Genomic DNA, 17,060 nt, shown 5'->3' with positions numbered 1-17,060 from the left:
GCGGGCTATTCACATTATGAAGAGATGCTTCGGCGGTATTTCCATTGTTGGTACTGGAATCGAATGAAACAGCCGACACAGAAGCCGGCTAAAGCGACTGCTGCAGCTACACCCACCATGATGCTTGCTGCAAAAAAGAGGAGGCTGCTTCCGAATAACGCGCCTGCAATGGCGACTGCTAAAAATCCGACCGCCATCATTTGGTTAAAACGGAGTTGGGCCACATCTTCTTGCACATAGGAAGACATGGGCTTTTTCAATAACTTCTTAGCGGGAGCTAAAATTGGATGGAATCCAAATACGAGACTCATACCGTTTGCGATAAACGGGACAAGTAATGGCCAAAAGGACTGAGTGACAAGCGCCAAGATTACAGCGACTACAATAATCCATTGATTGAGAGTCACAAGTGGTTTCGGAATTGTTTTCATGTATAAAACCTACCATTCATATATGATTAATTTTAATTTCAATCATACAAAGAAATGTACGAAAAGTAAATAACTCTGCTTATCTGAATAAAAATAAGTGAAAAACCATACATATTCTTGTACAATTAGCATTAGTACTTTAGGGAGGTAGTGTAATGAAGCAATTAGATGCATACGAAATTATTTCGTACATACAGCACGCAAAGAAATCCACGCAAGTGAAAGTTTATGTGAACGGAGACAATTTAGATACCCTTTCATTTGGTGAACATACAAAGGTATTTGGAGAAGGCAATTCACGCATTCTATTTGGCGAATGGTCGGAGATTCAACCAGCCCTTGAGGCAGCCAAGGATTCGTTGACGGATCTCGTCATTGAAAACGAAAGTCGAAATTCCGCGATTCCACTTCTTGACTTAAAAGAAATCAACTCACGCATTGAGCCAGGCGCTATTATTCGTGACCAAGTCCATATCGGCAGCAATTGTATCATCATGATGGGTGCTATCATCAACATCGGTGCAGCGATTGATGACGGTACGATGATTGACATGGGCGCTGTACTTGGCGGCCGTGCAACGGTTGGTAAGAACTGTCACATCGGCGCAGGAGTAGTTCTTGCGGGTGTCATCGAGCCGCCATCTGCGGATCCTGTTATTGTGGAAGATGATGTTTTGATCGGTGCAAATGCCGTTGTTCTGGAAGGCGTGAAAGTTGGTAAAGGTTCAGTAGTTGCAGCAGGAGCTGTGGTAACGAAAGATGTTCCTCCATACACAGTCGTTGCTGGTACACCAGCAAAAGTCATCAAAGACATCGATGACAAGACCCGCTCGAAAACCGAAATCATGCAAGAGCTACGCCAACTATAAATGAAACTGGAACTTAAAGAGTTACGACAAGCGTTTCACAAAATTCCGGAACCTGGTTTTCATGAATTTCAGACGAAACAATTGATTGAAGACGTCATTGCGTCGTTTCCGCAAGAGCATTTAGAAATCGTTCATTGGCGGACGGGACTGATCGTGAAAGTAACTGGTACGGAACCGACCCAGACCATTGGTTGGCGCACGGATATCGATGGGTTACCAATCACTGAACAGACCGGCGTACCGTTTGTATCGGAGCGTCCGGGGTTCATGCATGCCTGCGGTCACGACGTACATATAACGATTGCACTCGGCTTACTGGGTGCGCTGAGTGCACAACCAGCGAAACAACACGTGGTCATCTACTTTCAGCCAGCGGAAGAGTCTCCAGGTGGGGCCCTTCCGATGCGCGAGTGGGTGAAAGCGAATCGTCCGGATTTACTTCCGGATGCGTTTTACGCGCTGCATGTAGCACCTGAGCTTCCAGTAGGAACGATTTCAACAAAGCCTGGCATTTTGTTTGCGAATACGTCCGAGCTTTACATCGACCTGCATGGTGTAGAGGGACACGCCGCTTTTCCTCACCAGACAACGGATATGTCTGTTGCGGTGGCGCATCTGTTGATTCAGCTGCAGTCGATTGTGAGTCGCTCGATTGATCCGCTTGAACCAAGTGTCGTCACCATTGGCAAGATGACGTCCGGAACTGTGCAGAACATCATTTCCGGTCACGCACGGCTTGAAGGGACCATTCGGACGATGAACGCTGAAGTTATGACGCGAATTAAAAAGCGGATTGAAGCAATCGTCGCTGGCGTGGAACAAGCCTTCGAATGCGAGGCGACTATTGATTACGGCTCGTCGTATCATCAAGTCTTTAATACACCAGAACTCGCGGAAGCGTTTCAGGCATTTACGGAAGTGGACGGGGAGCTGGACTTTGTGGTTGCCAAAGAAGCAATGACTGGAGAAGACTTCGGCTACTTCTTGCAGGAAGTGCCAGGTGTCTTATTCTGGGCTGGAGCAGCGAGTGACTACGGATTGCACAACGCGAAGATGTTGCCAAATGAAGCGATGCTCGAACCTATAGCTGCCTTTCTAGAACGATTTTTCCGCAGCCAATAATGTAAAGCCTTTCCTCCTCACATGGGGGAAAGGCTTTTTTGTGAATAAAATGAAGTTTCACTTACCGAATCTGAAACTCAACGCCATACATTTGGATCCAGTCCTCCAACTGAATAAGGTACGCCATCAACTGCGGTGTTTGCATCAACTGGCCAAACCATGGAACGGTTGCTTTCGTCGATGTGTCCAGGAGCTCGTTGAAAAACGCTGGCTGAAACAACGAGGTAATCGCCCCTTGGCGAGCCACTACTTCTGATAATCTCTCCCTGACGAGCGATGTATAAACTGGATGGAAGGTCTTCGGGTACGGATTCTTCTTCCGTTTCAGCACTTTATCAGGAAGTACATCATGAAAAGCCGCGCGGAGCAACCCCTTCTCCTGACCACCCATCCGTTTTATTGATAGCGGAATGTTCCATACATACTCCCACAGCTCATGATCCGCAAAAGGTACCCGTACCTCGAGTCCACTGCGCATACTCATCCGGTCTTTCCGTTCAAGCAAGTTTTGCATGAAGTGCTGCATGGTTAAATAGCTCGCACCTTTATGGTTCGCAAGATGTTCAGGTTCACCGCGCTTCAATACTTCGTAGAGTAAGCTGCTACGTACTTCGCTCAGCACGTCCTCTAGTGGGAGCTTTTGCTGCAAATCCGGGTGCAAAAACTGGAAACGTTGCTGTTGATTGCGAATCCAAAAGAAATCCGGAACGCTCTGCTCCTCTTGAAGCCATGGATATCCTGCAAATAATTCATCCGCACATTCACCCGACAAGACGACAGTCGCATGGGGTTTGACCAGTCGACAAAAGGCAAGAAGGGAACTGTCGATGTCGCCCATTCCCGGGGCATCCCGTGCGACCATCGCTTCTTGAAGACCGTCGAAGAGCTGGTCGGATGTGAGTGAGATGTTCGTGTGATGAAGTCCATACGCTTCAATCATTGCTTCAATATACGCATGGTCACTGTCTGGTTGGAAGGAAGACGATTGAAAGTAGTGTTCGTTATCGACATAGTCAACAGAAAACGTGGAGAGTTGTATATTCTCTTTCGCAGCAATGGCCGTGATAATGCTAGAATCGATGCCCCCTGAGAGAAATGTTCCAATCGGCACATCACTCACGAGCTGTCGGCGAATCGCTTGTTCCGCTAAATAGCGGACTCGTTGGACGGTATCCTCTGCCGAATCAATATGATCATTGGTGGGAAGTTGCCAGTAGCGTTGCTGCATAAAACCTTTCTGCGGATGGAAGAAGGCACGGAATCCAGGACGCAGCTCCTGTATGTCACGGAATAAATCATGTCCGGGAAAGCGACCAGGACCGAGTGCGAAGAGAGAGGCCAGGCCTTCGTTCGTTACAACGGGCGAAACATCTGGATGGGTGAGGAGAGCTTTTGGTTCAGAGGCGAAGAGTAGTCGGTGTTGGGATAGGGAATAGAAGAGAGGTTTGACCCCAAGACGGTCTCTCGCGAGAAACAATTCACTCGTCGACTCATTCCATACCGCAAAAGCAAAGATGCCGTTTAAATGATCGACACAGGCAGCACCCCATTCCGCATAGGCATGAATCAACACTTCCGTGTCACTATAACTGTTAAATTGGTGACCAGCCTTTAAAAGCTCTTGACGAACGTCCTCCGTGTTATAGAGCTCCCCATTGTACACCATCCGATACGGCGCTAATTGAAATGGTTGTTTTCCACCTTCTGCATCGACTACGATCAGTCGTTTATGACCGAACGAACAATGCGCATCTTCAAAATAATCGCTCGCATCTGGACCTCGGGAATGAATGGTTTCTGTCATTTCCTTGAGGGTCGCTAGCCGACTTTCAGTAGAGCGGAAGTCAACGATTCCTGCAAAGCCACACATGGTATTCCTCCTCCATTTTTAGTGTATGGAGTGCGCATAAAAAAAGAACAGACGGGGAGGTCTGTTCTTACGTGTTATGTCGTGTGTTTGAAAACTGCACGGAATTTTTGAAGAATGCCACCTGTTGTGTAGGTCAATACGCTGCGTTTGTAGAAGTACATCGTGAAATAGAACAATACCGCAACGGTTACAGCAAGGATCAGAAGTGAAACGCCTGCTTCCCAGAGAGGCATATCTGTTGCGCCGATGCGTAGTGGCATGACCATGCCGGATGAGAACGGCAAGTATGAGAAGACTTTAATAAGCATCGTATCCGGATTGAAAGAGCCCGTAATGAGGACATAGAATCCACTCAAGGCCATCATCATTGCAGGTACCAGTGCTTGACTTGCTTCTTCTACTTTCGAAACGAGTGATCCGAGGAGGGCACCGAAAATCAAATAGAATAAGAGTGTCAGCATCAAGAACGTAGTCGTATAGGCGACATAAGCACCGGAAAGGCTACTTAGTACATCCCGGACGAAGTCCAGGCGAGAGCCGTCGTCTGCTACAAATAAGAGAACAACCGCGACAGCTGCGACAGCCGCAAGCTGTGTTAGAGCAACGAGCAAGGTCCCCATCACTTTTGCTAAAAAGTGAGTTGTTGGCTTAATCGTCGCGAGGAGTACTTCCAGTACACGGGAACCTTTTTCAGAAGCTACATCGGTTGTAATCATCGATAAGAACGTCATGACAAAGAAGTAAATTAAGAACCCGATGAAATAAGAAACACCAATTCCAGCAGCTTTCTGCGACTCTGACTTTCCATCAGCGGCATCTTCATTCACGAGCTCATAGGCAATCATGGCTTGCGCGCCAAGCACTTGCTCGGCTTGTTCCGAAGTCAAGTTCATTTGCTGAACGGCATACAGTTTACCAGCATAATCGAGCTGAGAAGAGAGCATGGTTTGATTCGTGAATGACAGCGGCTCATATGTATAGATCGTAGCTGCGAGATTCCCGTTGTCATCTGCAAGTGTAACAAGAATGTCGATTTCTTCTTCCATCACTTGCTGCTTCGCTTCCTCTTCACTCAATTCGGTGACAGACACGTCGAGGTCATCAGTCGACTGAATCAAGGCGGCAGCATCGGCATTCGTTTCGTCAATCACCGCGGTTTGCATTGGTTCATCGGAGAATAGGAATTCTGAAATATCATTCCAGAATAAAACCCCAGCCAAAATGACTGCATAAAGCGCAATTGTAAAGATAAATGATTTCGCTTTTACTTTTTGCTTATACAGTTGTTTCACGAGAAGCCAAAACTTCGGCATGGGATTCACCTACCTTATCTTTAAAGATTTCGTCGAGCGTCAAATAGTCTAAACTGAAACGTTCGATGTACTGACCTGCAGAAACGTAATCGAAAATAGATTGGGCGTAACTCTCATCTTTCAACGTCAGTAACACATGGTCTTTTTTCTGAATCGCAGAAGCGACGCCAGACAAGCTTGATAGTTCTTCCGCACTGTGTGGAGAACGCACAGCCAACTTAATTTTCCCGTACGACTTCTTCAAGTCGAGCAAACTTCCGGAAAATAATGCTTTTCCGCGCTTCAGTAGACAAAGGTGATCACACAATTCTTCCACATGATCCATCTGATGGCTCGAGAAGAGGATGGTGGTGCCTTGTTCTTTTAAATGAATGATGGCGTCTTTAAGTAAATCTTTATTGACAGGATCAAGCCCACTGAATGGTTCATCCAATATTAAAAATTCGGGTTTGTGGATAAAACTCGCAATCAATTGGACTTTCTGCTGATTCCCTTTTGATAATGTCTCTGCCTTATCTTTACGTTTCTCTACTAAATCGAAGCGATGAAGCCAGTACTCGACCGTTTCCTTTAACTCTTTGCGTTTCTTCCCGCGCAGTTCTCCGAAGAAATAAAGTTGCTCTTCCACAGGCATTGTCGGGAAAATCCCGCGCTCTTCCGGTAAATACCCAAGTAAGTCGCGATTTACTGAATTCATTGGTTTACCGTCCCAACTAATGGACCCTTCCGTCGTTTCTTGCAAATCAAGAATCATACGAAATGTTGTGGTTTTTCCTGCACCATTTTGTCCAATCAAACCAAATGCCTCGCCTTTAGGAATGGTAAAGCTTAGCTGATCAACGGCAGTAAATTTTTGATAGCGTTTCGTAACATGTTGAATAACGAGTGTCATCATGTTCACTCCTTCCATGATATACGATACGATTCGATGTTCGAAAAGTTTCACAAAAAAACCAGCGTTTCCGCTGGAAAGTATCTATTATTTGAGTAATTGTTTCATCAGTTCGATTGGAAGTTGTCCTGGTGCGGAAGGAGAGGCACCTGCGGCAAACGTGGCAGCGGACCCAAAATGATGACCGCCAAGCCGCGTGATAGCGCCAAGATTTCCCATCGACATCACGATAAAAGGTCGGTCTGCATAATGTTCTTTCATATGTTCGGCCGCATCTAGTAAAGAAAGAACGTCTTGAGGTCGTTTCGGCATGACCGCAATTTTCCCGATGTCTCCGTTAATGAGTTGCATTTCACGTAGTCGCCAGATCAATTCTTCTTTGGGAGGTGTCCGGTCAAAATCATGATTTGAGACGATTACTTTGCAGTTATGCTGCTGAATCGCGTGGACGAGCTCTTTACTATCTTCTGAAAACAATTCAACATCGACGAGATCACAAAATCCGGAAGCGGCTGTCATGGTTAGGAGCTCAGAATAGGCAGCCCCTTTCATGCACCCGTGTCCGCCTTCTTGATTGGTACGATATGTAACAAGCAGAGGAGTTGGGTAGGTCAATTCACGAATAAGCGCTAATGTTTCCGTTAGTTCGTTTCCTTCAAATGATTCTTGAAAATCGAGACGCCATTCCCAAATGTCCGGTTGTTTTGGTGCCATATGCTCAATCTCTTCCACCAGATTATGTCGAGTTGAACTGATTAATGAAACAATAATTTTTGGTGCACCTTGGCCAATGATGACATCACGAATCATCACATTTCTCATTTGATTCACCCGCCGTCTATTTTTCTTTCATCCTAGCACACCCAAGTCTAAACAACTAGATGTATTCATCGGGAAGGTCGTAAATGTCAAATTAACGTGTAAAAGTGTAAGTGACAGGGAATATAACTTTTAAATGAAAAATTGGACAGGAGGTTTTACTATTGATTCGACAATCCAAAGAGGATTCTGGGTTGGCTTACAAGCAAGTGGGACGTGGGGTGCCTGTAGTTTTTCTCCACGGATTTTGTGGAAGTAAAGCATACTGGAGTTCGATGGAAGCTGCTCTTAAATCACAAGTAGAAGCTTATTACGTTGATTTACCTGGTCACGGAGATTCTAGAACCTATCTAAAAACATCGATTGAGGAGTATGCAGAGCTTCTTCATACGTGGAAAACAGAAGTCGGTCTAGACCAATTCATTTTGATCGGTCACTCGTTAGGCGGATATATTGCCCTTACTTATGCGGAGAAATATACGCAGGATCTTCTTGGTTATGCTCTCATTCATTCCACCGCGTTTCCTGATTCAGACGAAGGAAAGGAGGGGCGGGACGCAGGAATTAAAAAAATTGAAAGCGAAGGGATGACGGCATTTATTAATGGATTGGTACCTAAACTTTTTGATAAAGAGTTTAGTCAAAAGCATTCGGAAGTACTCTATCATGCCAAAAAAATAGGGGCAAGTACCAATTCTGATCAAGCTATTGCGTTCTTAAAAGCAATGAAAAATAGGCATGACCGACGGGCTGTGTTGAAAAAAAGAGAGATTCCACATTTATTGGTGGCAGGTGAGAATGATAGTGTCATTCCGTCTTATAAAACGTTTATTAGTGAATCTCCATATGCTACGGAAAAATTAGTGAAAAATAGTGCACATATGAGTATGTATGAAAGTCCGGAAGTGTTGAGTGAGACAGTGATTCAATGGATTCAGCAATTGCGTATCCCTTTGAGAAACTAACTAAATACTAGAGGTTATTAAAGGAACTGGAAGAGCTCTAGTTCCTTTTCTTTATGCACAGAATGCAAGTGTATGTTGAAAAGTATGAAAAGACTGAAAATGTTTGCTTTTTTATTTTTTGTTTAGTATTATCGAGACTTGAGTAAATATGCAATATATCAATTGGAAAGTAGAGGTAGTAAGATGAACGAACGATTATCTTTTTCGAATCAACTAGTCATCGGTGTAATGTTATTCGCCTTATTCTTTGGTGCGGGTAACTTAATTTTCCCGGCAAGTCTTGGTCAGAATGCGGGAACCGCTCTTGTCTTCGCAGTTATTGGATTTTTAATTACAGGTATTGGGTTACCTTTCTTAGGAACGCTCGCTATGGGGTTCTCGAATAGTAAAAGTTTGCAAGATCTCGCAGGCAAAATTCATCCGATTTACGGGATTGCGTTTACGGTTGCGTTGTATTTAACGATTGGACCATTCTTTGCTCTTCCTCGTACAGGGGCTGTAGCTTATGAAATCGGCATTGCACCATTTATTAGTGAGTCCATGGTTTCATTCGGTCTGGTTGTTTTCACCGTCGTCTTCTTTGGAATTACGTTATGGTTGTCTCTTAACCCACTAAAAATTGTGGACCGTGTTGGAAAGTTGTTAGCACCTGTCATTATTGTGGGTCTAGCTGTATTGATTCTAGCGGCAATATTGAATCCAATTGGAACATTTTCTTCTCCAGAAGGAAGCTACATTGACAATGCCTTTATGACAGGATTCACAGAAGGATATAACACAATGGACGCCCTCGCATCTCTTGTCTTCGGGATTATCGTGATTCAGTCGATTCGTCGTCTTGGTGTGAACTCGACAAAAGATGTCTTAAAAGTTACCGCCAAGTCGGGTGGGATTGCCGTACTTTTACTTGGCTTTATCTATGCAGGTGTTGCTTACCTTGGGGCAACGACAACGAAAGAATTTGGAATATTTGATAATGGTGGTCCTGTATTAAGTACGTCAGCTGACCATTACTTCGGGGCATTCGGACTTGCTGCCCTTGCCGTAGTCATCCTTATTGCTTGTTTAACGACAGCTATCGGTTTGACAACGGCTACAGCAGAATATTTCCATTCATTGATCCCATCAATTAGTTATAAAGCATTTGTCGTGATTTTCATCGTTATGACGACCGTGTTTGCAAACTTTGGATTGTCATCAATCATTACGTATTCGATTCCGGTCTTGCTCCTTCTCTATCCACTTGCTATTACATTGATTTTACTGACATTTGCAGCTCCCCTTTTCGGGCATCAACGCTGGGTATTAGTTACTGTAACAGCTATCACGTTCTTGATCAGCATTATTGATGGATTTAAAGGATTTTACGGAGATAATGCACCGGCATGGTTAACATCGATTGTCTCGGTCTATGATTCAGTACTTCCGTTTTATGGAATCGGACTTGGGTGGCTCGTGCCATTCTTGATTCTTGTGATCGTCGGAATTGTCACTGGACGAACTCGCTGGACAACCACTGCATAAAACAAAAATGCTATGCCGCACAAATTGTGCCGCATAGCATTTTTTATAATTCTTCTAGAGTATAGAGCCAGTTATCCGTCATAAGCTTTGCAATATCCCCGGCTTGTTTGGATGTAAAGAGGGCAATGATTTTTCCATGTTGCTCAATCGATGATTCGCGTAATATGATTTTTTCGGAATAAAACAGTCGACGAACATGTGCTTGAAGGACTTCAACCATTTGAATAATATATGGATTGTTCGCCGTATCAATAATGATTTGGTGGAACTGTTCATCTACACGTAACGCTTCTGTAAAATTCTTCGCATGTAACGCATCTGCAAATTGTTGATTTTTTTCCTCCAGTTCCGCAATGACTTCTTCCGTCATATGGGGAACCGCAAGTTCTGTAGCGAGTGCTTGAAGAGAAGCAAGAGGTGGAAGCAAATGATTTATATCATCTTTTTCAACCGCTGTGACTTGTGTCGCGCGTCCGGGTTGCATCGTAACAAATCCTTGGGACTCTAATAATTGAAGAGACTCACGAATCGGCGTCCGGCTGACACCAAGCGCTTGTGCAAGTTCAATATCATTTAATTTTTCTTCCGGCTGTAGCGTACCATCAATGATCCAGTTCAAAAGCTGGTGATAGGCATGCAATTTCGCGGTTTTACGTATCGGTTTACTCATATCTGATGGAATCGGCATAGTCGTACAATCCTTCCTATATGTTCACAGATACTATCTATTATACAATATATTATGAAGCGATGTGCAGGATACGCGAGAAAGGGGAGAAAGATGTGAAGACAGTCATCGTTACAGGAGCCGCAAATGGTATTGGAAGAGGGATTGCTCAACTACTTGATGCAGAGGGTTACCAGACGATTTTACTCGACCGAGAGGAAAAAGCAGGGAAGCTTGTTGCAGAAGAACTGGAAAACGCCTACTTTTATCCACTCGATTTACAGGACGAAAAAGCGGTTCGAACGACATTTAAAGAAGTTTTGAAGAACCATGGCACACCCTACGGACTCATTAATAATGCAGGCATTAGTAAGTTTATGGACTTCTTTGAGATGTCAATGAGCGACTGGCAAGAAGTCATTCAAACTAATTTGACAAGTGTCTTTCTCTGTTCACAACTGGTGGCATCAGAGATGAAGAAATCAGGTGGTGTGATTATTAACATGGCATCTACGCGCTCGTTCATGTCTGAACCGGATACGGAGGCATACGCTGCTAGTAAAGGTGGCATCACGGCAATTACTCATGCGCTTGCCCGGACACTCGGTCCCTATCACATCCGGGTGAACAGTATTGCTCCAGGCTGGATTGCAACAGAAGGCTATGAAGAGTTAAGGGAAGTGGATCACAGCCAACATCTTTCCGGTCGTGTAGGGAAACCTTCGGACATTGCCCGGATCTGTTCATTTTTACTCGATGAACGCAACGATTTTATCACGGCAGAAACGATTGTCGCAGATGGTGGCATGACACGTAAGATGATTTACGAGCACTAGATTGTTTTAGAAATTTCGAGTTCGGGTATCCTTTCATTATCATTTGTTTTTGCAGATAAGGGAGGAAACCGGTTATGAATACAGCGCCATTTAAAAAACAATTAGAAGAACGAAAGGCAGAAATACTTGAACATCAGCCGTCTCACGAGGAATTTGAGACGACCGAGCTTTCGAATTATGATAATCATCCAGCAGACAATGCGACGGATTTAACAGATCAACACACACAGCTAGCTTTAGATCGTCATGAGGAAGAGGAGCTTGAAGCGATTGACGAAGCGCTTGAAGCTATCAAAGAAGGCACGTATGGAACGTGTAATGTCTGCGGTGAAAAGATTCCTAACGAACGATTAGAAATTGTTCCGACCGCTCTGACATGTGTCGAGCATGCAAACGAAACTTCTGGAACAGACGCTTCAACGGAAGATCGTCGCCCGATCGAAGAAAAGATTTTAGATGCAGCTACTGAACGCGAAGACATGGACAACAGCTTTGAAGACGTCGAGAACTTCGGTAGTTCTGATACCCCTTCAGATAAATAATGAATGAAAGCCGAACCGTGCATATTTGTACAGTTTGGCTTCATTCTTTATACTGAGAGAGAAGGAGTGAGGCACATGACAGATTGGTTTATCGGACTCGTGATTGCTGTGGTGATCTCATTCATTGTCATTACGGAATGGATTACGCGTAGAGATTAAGGAGAGACAGACAGAATGAGTGGAAAAAAACTAGCGGTTGGACTTGTGGCAGGCGTCGTTATAATGGTTGGGCTCATTATGATTGCCGTTATTAGTTTTTTCAATGCCAATCCAACACAGGACGCGGCGGAAGGAACAAATGAATTTACAGGTTATATCATCGCCATGGAAGACGAGCGAATTCTCGTCGTTTCAGGAACAGAAGATGAGGTCAGTGGGTTAACCAATGAAACAATTTTAGATTCTAGACTTCCGGCTATTTGGTTTTCAGTGACGATGGATCAACGGAAGGAGCTTGAAGTTGGGGAAGAGGTCCGCGTAACACATAACGGAGTAGAAGATTCTTACCCAGGCCAAAGTGCAGCTGTGACAGTAGAACCGACGATAGGTTTAGACCACTAAAAAAAGACCCAATTGGGTCTTTTTTTATGGGGTCAACCTTGTTCCGTTTCTCCGTCCCACTCGAGCATGCCGCCCGTCATGTTCGTTACATTGTAGCCTTGGCTATCAAGGAACATGGTTGCTTGTCCGCTACGGCCGCCAGAACGGCAAACCATGATGTATTCTTTGTTTTTATCGAGTTCGTTCATGCGGAATTCAAGGACACCTAAGGGAATGTGCGTGATGCCTTTGATGTGACCAGATGCTACTTCGTCTGCTTCACGAACATCGATTAAGTTCAATTCTTTACCTTCATTTAATTGTTGTTCAACTTCTTGTGGCGTAATCGTTTTCAATGGAAACACTCCTTCATAGTTGGTTTGTTTTTTTGCTGGTCACAGTCTTTCCTGTGAATAGCCGAGAAAAACTTAACGGCTACGGACAAGGAGCTGGACTGCTTCTTTTACATAGGCATCGGAAGAATCACCATCTTCTTCTGCTTTGCGGACACAGTTGACGAGGTTCTCGCTGACGATAACGCCTATCGTCCGGTCAATCGCCGAACGGGAAGCAGATAGTTGTGTTATGATGTCTTTACAATCTTTCTCTTCTTCCATCATGCGTAGAATTCCGCGTAGTTGTCCTTCAATACGTTTAATCCGGTTTTTCGTCTTCGCATCATAGTTCATGGTGTACCCTCCCGAATTCCTTATTGCAGAAAAGTATAGCACAAAACGAGGTGATTGCCTTGTAACGACTATATTATACCTATAGGGGTATGTAGTCAAGTGGGAGGATTCAAAATATAGGGGAATTCATGGATGCTCACTAGAATTTAAATGAGTTGCTCCTGAGTTGCAGAACACGATTTTCTAAGAATAAGGAAATAGGAATAGGGGTGAATTGTGTATGTTTTGAGCACAATCCACCCTATTTTCAGTAGGAAAAACATCTAGAGAAACTTCATTCATTTAATGACCAGTAGCATTCTTAATGCAACCCGCCCGCCTTGTATGGGCCTTTGCGGAATGGCAACCACCAGTTCCATTTGCCGAATAGTTTCATTAAGCTCGGTACGAGCAGCAGTCGGATGATGGTTGCATCAATGGCAATGGCAATCGCAATGCCGACACCAATCTGTTTCACCGGCATGACGTCCGTGAACGCGAACGCACCTGTAATGACAATCATGATGAGCGCAGCAGATGTAATGATTTTACTTGTCGACACGAGGCCAGTAATGGTTGATGCCGTGTTGTTCTGGGTCTTCACATATTCCTCTTGAATCCGTGAAATCAAGAACACTTCATAGTCCATACTTAGTCCGAACACCAGACTGAACACGATAACCGGAATGATCAACGCAATCTCGGTTTCCGGAAGGCCCAAATGACCGTACTGGAAGATGTACACGAGAATTCCGAACGTCGCGGCGAGTCCAATGATGTTCATGATGATCGCTTTCAATGGAATCAATAAGGAACGGAACGCAATCATAAGAATGATGAATGTCGACCCAAGAATGATACTCAGTAGTAGCACGATTTTACTAGAAATCTCATCAAAGATTTCTTGGTTGAATTTTGGTTGTCCACCGATAGACAGCGTATAGTCAAATTGCTCTTCTCCAAAATCGCGCACCCATTGCTGAGCCTCTGAAGCAGAGCCCTCATAATTGAGTGTCACCGGAACAAAGAGCAGTTCGTCTTGGATGAAGCCTTCAAACGCAGGTTCTAGGGCAGCCGCAGCTTCCGGTACAGCCAGCTGTTGTTCAAGTAAGGCTGGATCTGGAATGTCAGTGGCCGTATAGATAGTTGCCACATCTGTCACGGCTTCGTCTTCAAGCAGCTGTTCCTGCAAATCAAAGATGTCTTGACGTGCTTCTTCATTATCCCAACCTTCAGGACGTTCAGCAAGAAGGTAGACAGTCGATTCTTCACCAAAGGCGAATGTCTCGTCAAGTAAGTCGTAAGCTTGTCTTGAGTCATACTGTTCCGGTAATGAGTCGATTTGTGGAATCGATAGACTCATGTCTTTTACTGGCACAATCGCGATACCAAGTAATAGTAAGGCGACTACAATTAAAGATACCGGACGCTTCATGACGAATGCCGCAAATTGTTGCCAACGCGTTGAACCACCCGGACGCACCCGAAGAATCATCCATTTATTGATTCGATCACCGATCAGCATGAGCAGGGCAGGAAGCAAGGTGAGTGAACTTAATACAGCGAGTGTCACCACAAGTGTTCCGCCGAGCGCGATGTTCATGAAGATATCGACCTTCATCACGAGCATAGCGCCAAGTCCGATAAACACGCAGATCGCAGAGAAGATGATGGAACGACCGGATGTACGAACGGCTGTCTGCACTGCTTCCGAAATAGAAGAATTTAAACGTTCTTCTTTGTAGCGGTTGATAAAGAGTAAAGCAAAGTCAATGCTAAGGGCGAGTCCAAGCATCGGAATGATATTCAAGATGAAGATGGATAAATCAAGTGAACCAGCAACAATTCCTAAAATCCCTAGCGAAATTACAACGGTCATAATTCCGATGATGAGTGGTATGAAGGAAGCCATGACACTACCGAACGCGAGAAGTAGAACAACAATGGCTATTGGAAGTCCAATCGCTTCGGCGCTTGCTAAGTCTTTTTGACTGGCGGTATTGATATCTTGGTTGATGACCGGCCCACCTGTTAGCGCCATCGTTTCTTCTCCGTCGATAATGTCGCGAAGGTCTGCCACAATGGCTGTAATATCTTCCTGATCTTCAATGTAATGAAGCTGTGCATACGCAACGTCTCCGGAACGAAGACTGTCGTCCTCTAGAGGGGAAACGATTTGGTCAGCGAGACCTTGACGATCGACTTCTGCAAGAGTGTCTGCGATGACCGTGTCATCTGTTCCGTCAAACACCACAAGAATGGTATCATGCGGGATATCAAATCGTTCCGTTAAGGTTTCCATGACTTGCTCATGTTCGCCATCTGTTCGGAAACCATCGCCTTGTAGTTGGCTAGGTAGTTGAATCGCAAAGAATACAGCTCCAATCAGTAGCAATACCCAAAATGCGATAATGGATTTATAAAAGCGTGTCACAAATGACGCGAGTGCTTTCACGAGAGTTCCTCCTTTTTGCGATTACTCATCCATTTTATAGTAAGTTCTTCCATGAATCGAATTTAAAGTCGATACGGAATCACATGATTTGTCCATTGTATGGACGCACGGTATGATGGAAATGGATATTCACTGGAGGAGGAATTTTGATGGCGTATCGAATTGAAAAAGATTCAATGGGAGAAATTCAAGTTCCACAAGACAAATTATGGGGGGCGCAGACGCAACGCAGTCTGCAAAACTTTAAAATCGGCACAGACCGCATGCCGCTGGAAGTCGTATATGCACAAGCGACAGTCAAAGCAGCAGCTGCAGCAGCAAGCTATAAACTTGGAAATTTGTCGCAAGCCAAACACGATGCCATTCTAGAAGCTGCTCGCGAAATTCGAGAAGGAAAATGGGATGAGCATTTCCCGCTCATTGTTTTTCAGACAGGGAGCGGCACGCAAACGAATATGAACGTCAATGAGGTCATTGCAAACCGAGGCAATCAGCTGTTAGAAGAGCAGGGAAGTGACGAACGCTTACATCCAAATGACGATGTGAACAAATCTCAAAGTTCGAATGATACCTTCCCGACAGCACTTCATATTGCGGGAGTCCTTGCTGTAGAAGACCAGCTTTTACCGGCAATCGATGCCTTACACGCGACGCTTTCGAAGAAATCTGAGGAATTCATGGATATTGTCAAGATTGGCCGTACGCACTTGCAAGATGCTACACCATTATCTCTTGGACAAGAATTCAGTGGATGGGTACGTATGCTTGAAAAGTCGAAACAGATGATCGAAGCCACGCTTCCATTTATGCGTGAACTCGCCATCGGTGGAACAGCTGTAGGTACAGGAATCAATGCACCGAAAGGGTTTGGCGACCACGTAGCGAAAGAAGTAACAGCACTTGTTGGCAGTGAATTCACGTCGGCGTCTAACAAGTTCCACTCGCTCACGTCCTACGACGATGTGGTGGCTGTACACGGTGCTATAAAGGGGCTTGCTGCGAACTTAATGAAAATTGCGAACGACGTGAGGTTGCTTGCAAGTGGTCCACGTTCCGGAATTGGGGAGTTAACTATTCCTGCGAATGAGCCAGGAAGCTCCATTATGCCAGGAAAAGTGAACCCGACGCAAAGTGAGGCAATGACGATGGTCGTCACACAAGTGATGGGGAACGACGCAACGATTTCATTTGCGGCGAGTCAAGGAAACTATCAGCTCAATGTCTTCAAGCCGGTGATCATTTTCAATTTCTTACAATCTGTACGCTTGCTATCTGATGCGATGCATAGCTTTAACGATAACTGTGCAATCGGTATCGCACCGAACCGTGACGTCATTGCTCGTCACGTTGAAAATTCATTGATGCTCGTAACAGCACTTAATCCGTACATTGGTTATGAGAATGCTGCGAAGATTGCAAAGTATGCCCATGAAAATAACACGACGCTTAAAGAAGCAGCGTTGCACTTAGAACTGCTTACAGAAGAGCAGTTTGATGAATATCTGCAGCCACAGAAAATGATTTAATGGATATAAAAAATACCGGTA

General features: G+C 44.7%; 17 protein-coding genes. 8 read left to right on the top strand and 9 right to left on the bottom strand.

Features of this window, described 5'->3' with window-relative positions; translation table 11 throughout:
• Positions 1–14 precede the first annotated feature (14 nt).
• Complete coding sequence (locus ACFO0S_RS07670) at positions 15–431, bottom strand: DUF4395 domain-containing protein (RefSeq protein ID WP_378141215.1); 417 nt, start codon at positions 429–431, stop codon at positions 15–17.
• A 155-nt stretch (positions 432–586) separates the two neighbouring features.
• On the opposite strand from ACFO0S_RS07670, the gene dapD reads away from it, so the two are divergent.
• Positions 587–1,300: a 2,3,4,5-tetrahydropyridine-2,6-dicarboxylate N-acetyltransferase gene (gene dapD, locus ACFO0S_RS07665; protein WP_378141214.1), complete on the top strand. Its 714-nt coding sequence runs from the start codon at positions 587–589 to the stop codon at positions 1,298–1,300.
• Positions 1,301–2,422, top strand: coding sequence for an N-acetyldiaminopimelate deacetylase (locus tag ACFO0S_RS07660; protein WP_378141213.1), 1,122 nt, complete (start codon positions 1,301–1,303; stop codon positions 2,420–2,422). It begins immediately after the preceding gene.
• 61 nt (positions 2,423–2,483) lie between these two features.
• Here the strand turns inward: ACFO0S_RS07660 and asnB are convergent, their stop codons facing one another.
• The 4 genes from asnB to aroD all read right to left on the bottom strand — a co-directional run bounded on the left by asnB (position 2,484) and on the right by aroD (position 7,319).
• Positions 2,484–4,292: an asparagine synthase (glutamine-hydrolyzing) gene (gene asnB, locus ACFO0S_RS07655; RefSeq protein WP_378141212.1), complete on the bottom strand. Its 1,809-nt coding sequence runs from the start codon at positions 4,290–4,292 to the stop codon at positions 2,484–2,486.
• A 74-nt stretch (positions 4,293–4,366) separates the two neighbouring features.
• Positions 4,367–5,605: an ABC transporter permease gene (locus tag ACFO0S_RS07650; RefSeq protein WP_378141210.1), complete on the bottom strand. Its 1,239-nt coding sequence runs from the start codon at positions 5,603–5,605 to the stop codon at positions 4,367–4,369.
• Positions 5,568–6,497, bottom strand: coding sequence for an ABC transporter ATP-binding protein (locus ACFO0S_RS07645; protein ID WP_378141209.1), 930 nt, complete (start codon positions 6,495–6,497; stop codon positions 5,568–5,570). The genes ACFO0S_RS07650 and ACFO0S_RS07645 overlap by 38 nt, the downstream gene beginning before the upstream one ends.
• Before the next feature lie 87 nt (positions 6,498–6,584).
• On the bottom strand, positions 6,585–7,319 hold the full coding sequence (aroD, locus tag ACFO0S_RS07640; RefSeq protein WP_378141208.1) for a type I 3-dehydroquinate dehydratase: 735 nt from the start codon (positions 7,317–7,319) through the stop codon (positions 6,585–6,587).
• A gap of 161 nt (positions 7,320–7,480) precedes the next feature.
• Between aroD and ACFO0S_RS07635 the strand changes: the two genes are divergently transcribed.
• Together ACFO0S_RS07635 and brnQ are read left to right on the top strand one after the other, a co-directional pair.
• Positions 7,481–8,281: an alpha/beta fold hydrolase gene (locus ACFO0S_RS07635; protein WP_378141207.1), complete on the top strand. Its 801-nt coding sequence runs from the start codon at positions 7,481–7,483 to the stop codon at positions 8,279–8,281.
• Positions 8,282–8,464: 183 nt separating this feature from the next.
• Positions 8,465–9,805 carry a branched-chain amino acid transport system II carrier protein gene (brnQ, locus tag ACFO0S_RS07630; protein WP_378141205.1) on the top strand — a complete coding sequence of 447 codons (1,341 nt, stop codon included), beginning with the start codon at positions 8,465–8,467 and terminating at the stop codon, positions 9,803–9,805.
• 43 nt (positions 9,806–9,848) lie between these two features.
• On the opposite strand, the gene ACFO0S_RS07625 is transcribed toward brnQ, so the two are convergent.
• Positions 9,849–10,493, bottom strand: coding sequence for a GntR family transcriptional regulator (locus tag ACFO0S_RS07625; RefSeq protein WP_378141203.1), 645 nt, complete (start codon positions 10,491–10,493; stop codon positions 9,849–9,851).
• Positions 10,494–10,555: 62 nt separating this feature from the next.
• Between ACFO0S_RS07625 and ACFO0S_RS07620 the strand changes: the two genes are divergently transcribed.
• The 3 genes from ACFO0S_RS07620 (at position 10,556) to ACFO0S_RS07610 (ending at position 12,411) form a co-directional block, all read left to right on the top strand.
• Entirely contained in the window at positions 10,556–11,308 is a 753-nt protein-coding gene (locus tag ACFO0S_RS07620) for an SDR family NAD(P)-dependent oxidoreductase (RefSeq protein WP_378141201.1), read from the top strand.
• 74 nt (positions 11,309–11,382) lie between these two features.
• Complete coding sequence (locus tag ACFO0S_RS07615; protein ID WP_378141199.1) at positions 11,383–11,850, top strand: TraR/DksA C4-type zinc finger protein; 468 nt, start codon at positions 11,383–11,385, stop codon at positions 11,848–11,850.
• Between the two features lie 174 nt (positions 11,851–12,024).
• Entirely contained in the window at positions 12,025–12,411 is a 387-nt protein-coding gene (locus ACFO0S_RS07610) for a DUF3221 domain-containing protein (RefSeq protein ID WP_378141197.1), read from the top strand.
• Between the two features lie 32 nt (positions 12,412–12,443).
• Here ACFO0S_RS07610 and ACFO0S_RS07605 read toward each other — a convergent pair whose 3' ends face one another.
• The 3 genes from ACFO0S_RS07605 to ACFO0S_RS07595 form a co-directional block, all read right to left on the bottom strand.
• Positions 12,444–12,746 carry a rhodanese-like domain-containing protein gene (locus ACFO0S_RS07605; protein WP_378141195.1) on the bottom strand — a complete coding sequence of 101 codons (303 nt, stop codon included), beginning with the start codon at positions 12,744–12,746 and terminating at the stop codon, positions 12,444–12,446.
• Positions 12,747–12,818: 72 nt separating this feature from the next.
• A complete protein-coding gene (locus ACFO0S_RS07600) occupies positions 12,819–13,079 on the bottom strand; it encodes a metal-sensitive transcriptional regulator (RefSeq protein ID WP_378141193.1) in 261 nt (86 codons plus the stop codon).
• Between the two features lie 301 nt (positions 13,080–13,380).
• Positions 13,381–15,513, bottom strand: a complete 2,133-nt coding sequence (locus tag ACFO0S_RS07595; protein WP_378141191.1) for an MMPL family transporter — start codon at positions 15,511–15,513, stop codon at positions 13,381–13,383.
• 149 nt (positions 15,514–15,662) lie between these two features.
• Here ACFO0S_RS07595 and fumC point away from each other — a divergent pair, with 149 nt between their 5' ends.
• Positions 15,663–17,039, top strand: a complete 1,377-nt coding sequence (gene fumC, locus ACFO0S_RS07590; RefSeq protein WP_378141189.1) for a class II fumarate hydratase — start codon at positions 15,663–15,665, stop codon at positions 17,037–17,039.
• Positions 17,040–17,060: the final 21 nt, after the last annotated feature.

The sequence above is a fragment of the Chryseomicrobium palamuruense genome (assembly GCF_042649045.1).
Lineage (GTDB): Bacteria > Bacillota > Bacilli > Bacillales_A > Planococcaceae > Chryseomicrobium > Chryseomicrobium palamuruense.
The sequence above is the reverse complement of the archived record's forward strand: the minus strand, read 5'-3'. Positions and strand labels throughout refer to the sequence as shown.

What these genes read in the sequence shown, in the direction of transcription:
- ACFO0S_RS07620 (WP_378141201.1), top strand. Translation starts at nt 10,556, where the DNA reads ATGTGCAGGATACGCGAGAAAGGGGAGAAAGATGTGAAGACAGTCATC.
- ACFO0S_RS07615 (WP_378141199.1), top strand. Translation starts at nt 11,383, where the DNA reads ATGAATACAGCGCCATTTAAAAAACAATTAGAAGAACGAAAGGCAGAA.
- ACFO0S_RS07600 (WP_378141193.1), bottom strand. Translation starts at nt 13,079, where the DNA reads ATGAACTATGATGCGAAGACGAAAAACCGGATTAAACGTATTGAAGGA.
- ACFO0S_RS07610 (WP_378141197.1), top strand. Translation starts at nt 12,025, where the DNA reads ATGAGTGGAAAAAAACTAGCGGTTGGACTTGTGGCAGGCGTCGTTATA.
- ACFO0S_RS07660 (WP_378141213.1), top strand. Translation starts at nt 1,301, where the DNA reads ATGAAACTGGAACTTAAAGAGTTACGACAAGCGTTTCACAAAATTCCG.
- aroD (WP_378141208.1), bottom strand. Translation starts at nt 7,319, where the DNA reads ATGAGAAATGTGATGATTCGTGATGTCATCATTGGCCAAGGTGCACCA.
- ACFO0S_RS07650 (WP_378141210.1), bottom strand. Translation starts at nt 5,605, where the DNA reads ATGCCGAAGTTTTGGCTTCTCGTGAAACAACTGTATAAGCAAAAAGTA.
- dapD (WP_378141214.1), top strand. Translation starts at nt 587, where the DNA reads ATGAAGCAATTAGATGCATACGAAATTATTTCGTACATACAGCACGCA.
- fumC (WP_378141189.1), top strand. Translation starts at nt 15,663, where the DNA reads ATGGCGTATCGAATTGAAAAAGATTCAATGGGAGAAATTCAAGTTCCA.
- ACFO0S_RS07670 (WP_378141215.1), bottom strand. Translation starts at nt 431, where the DNA reads ATGAAAACAATTCCGAAACCACTTGTGACTCTCAATCAATGGATTATT.
- ACFO0S_RS07625 (WP_378141203.1), bottom strand. Translation starts at nt 10,493, where the DNA reads ATGCCGATTCCATCAGATATGAGTAAACCGATACGTAAAACCGCGAAA.
- brnQ (WP_378141205.1), top strand. Translation starts at nt 8,465, where the DNA reads ATGAACGAACGATTATCTTTTTCGAATCAACTAGTCATCGGTGTAATG.
- ACFO0S_RS07645 (WP_378141209.1), bottom strand. Translation starts at nt 6,497, where the DNA reads ATGACACTCGTTATTCAACATGTTACGAAACGCTATCAAAAATTTACT.
- asnB (WP_378141212.1), bottom strand. Translation starts at nt 4,292, where the DNA reads ATGTGTGGCTTTGCAGGAATCGTTGACTTCCGCTCTACTGAAAGTCGG.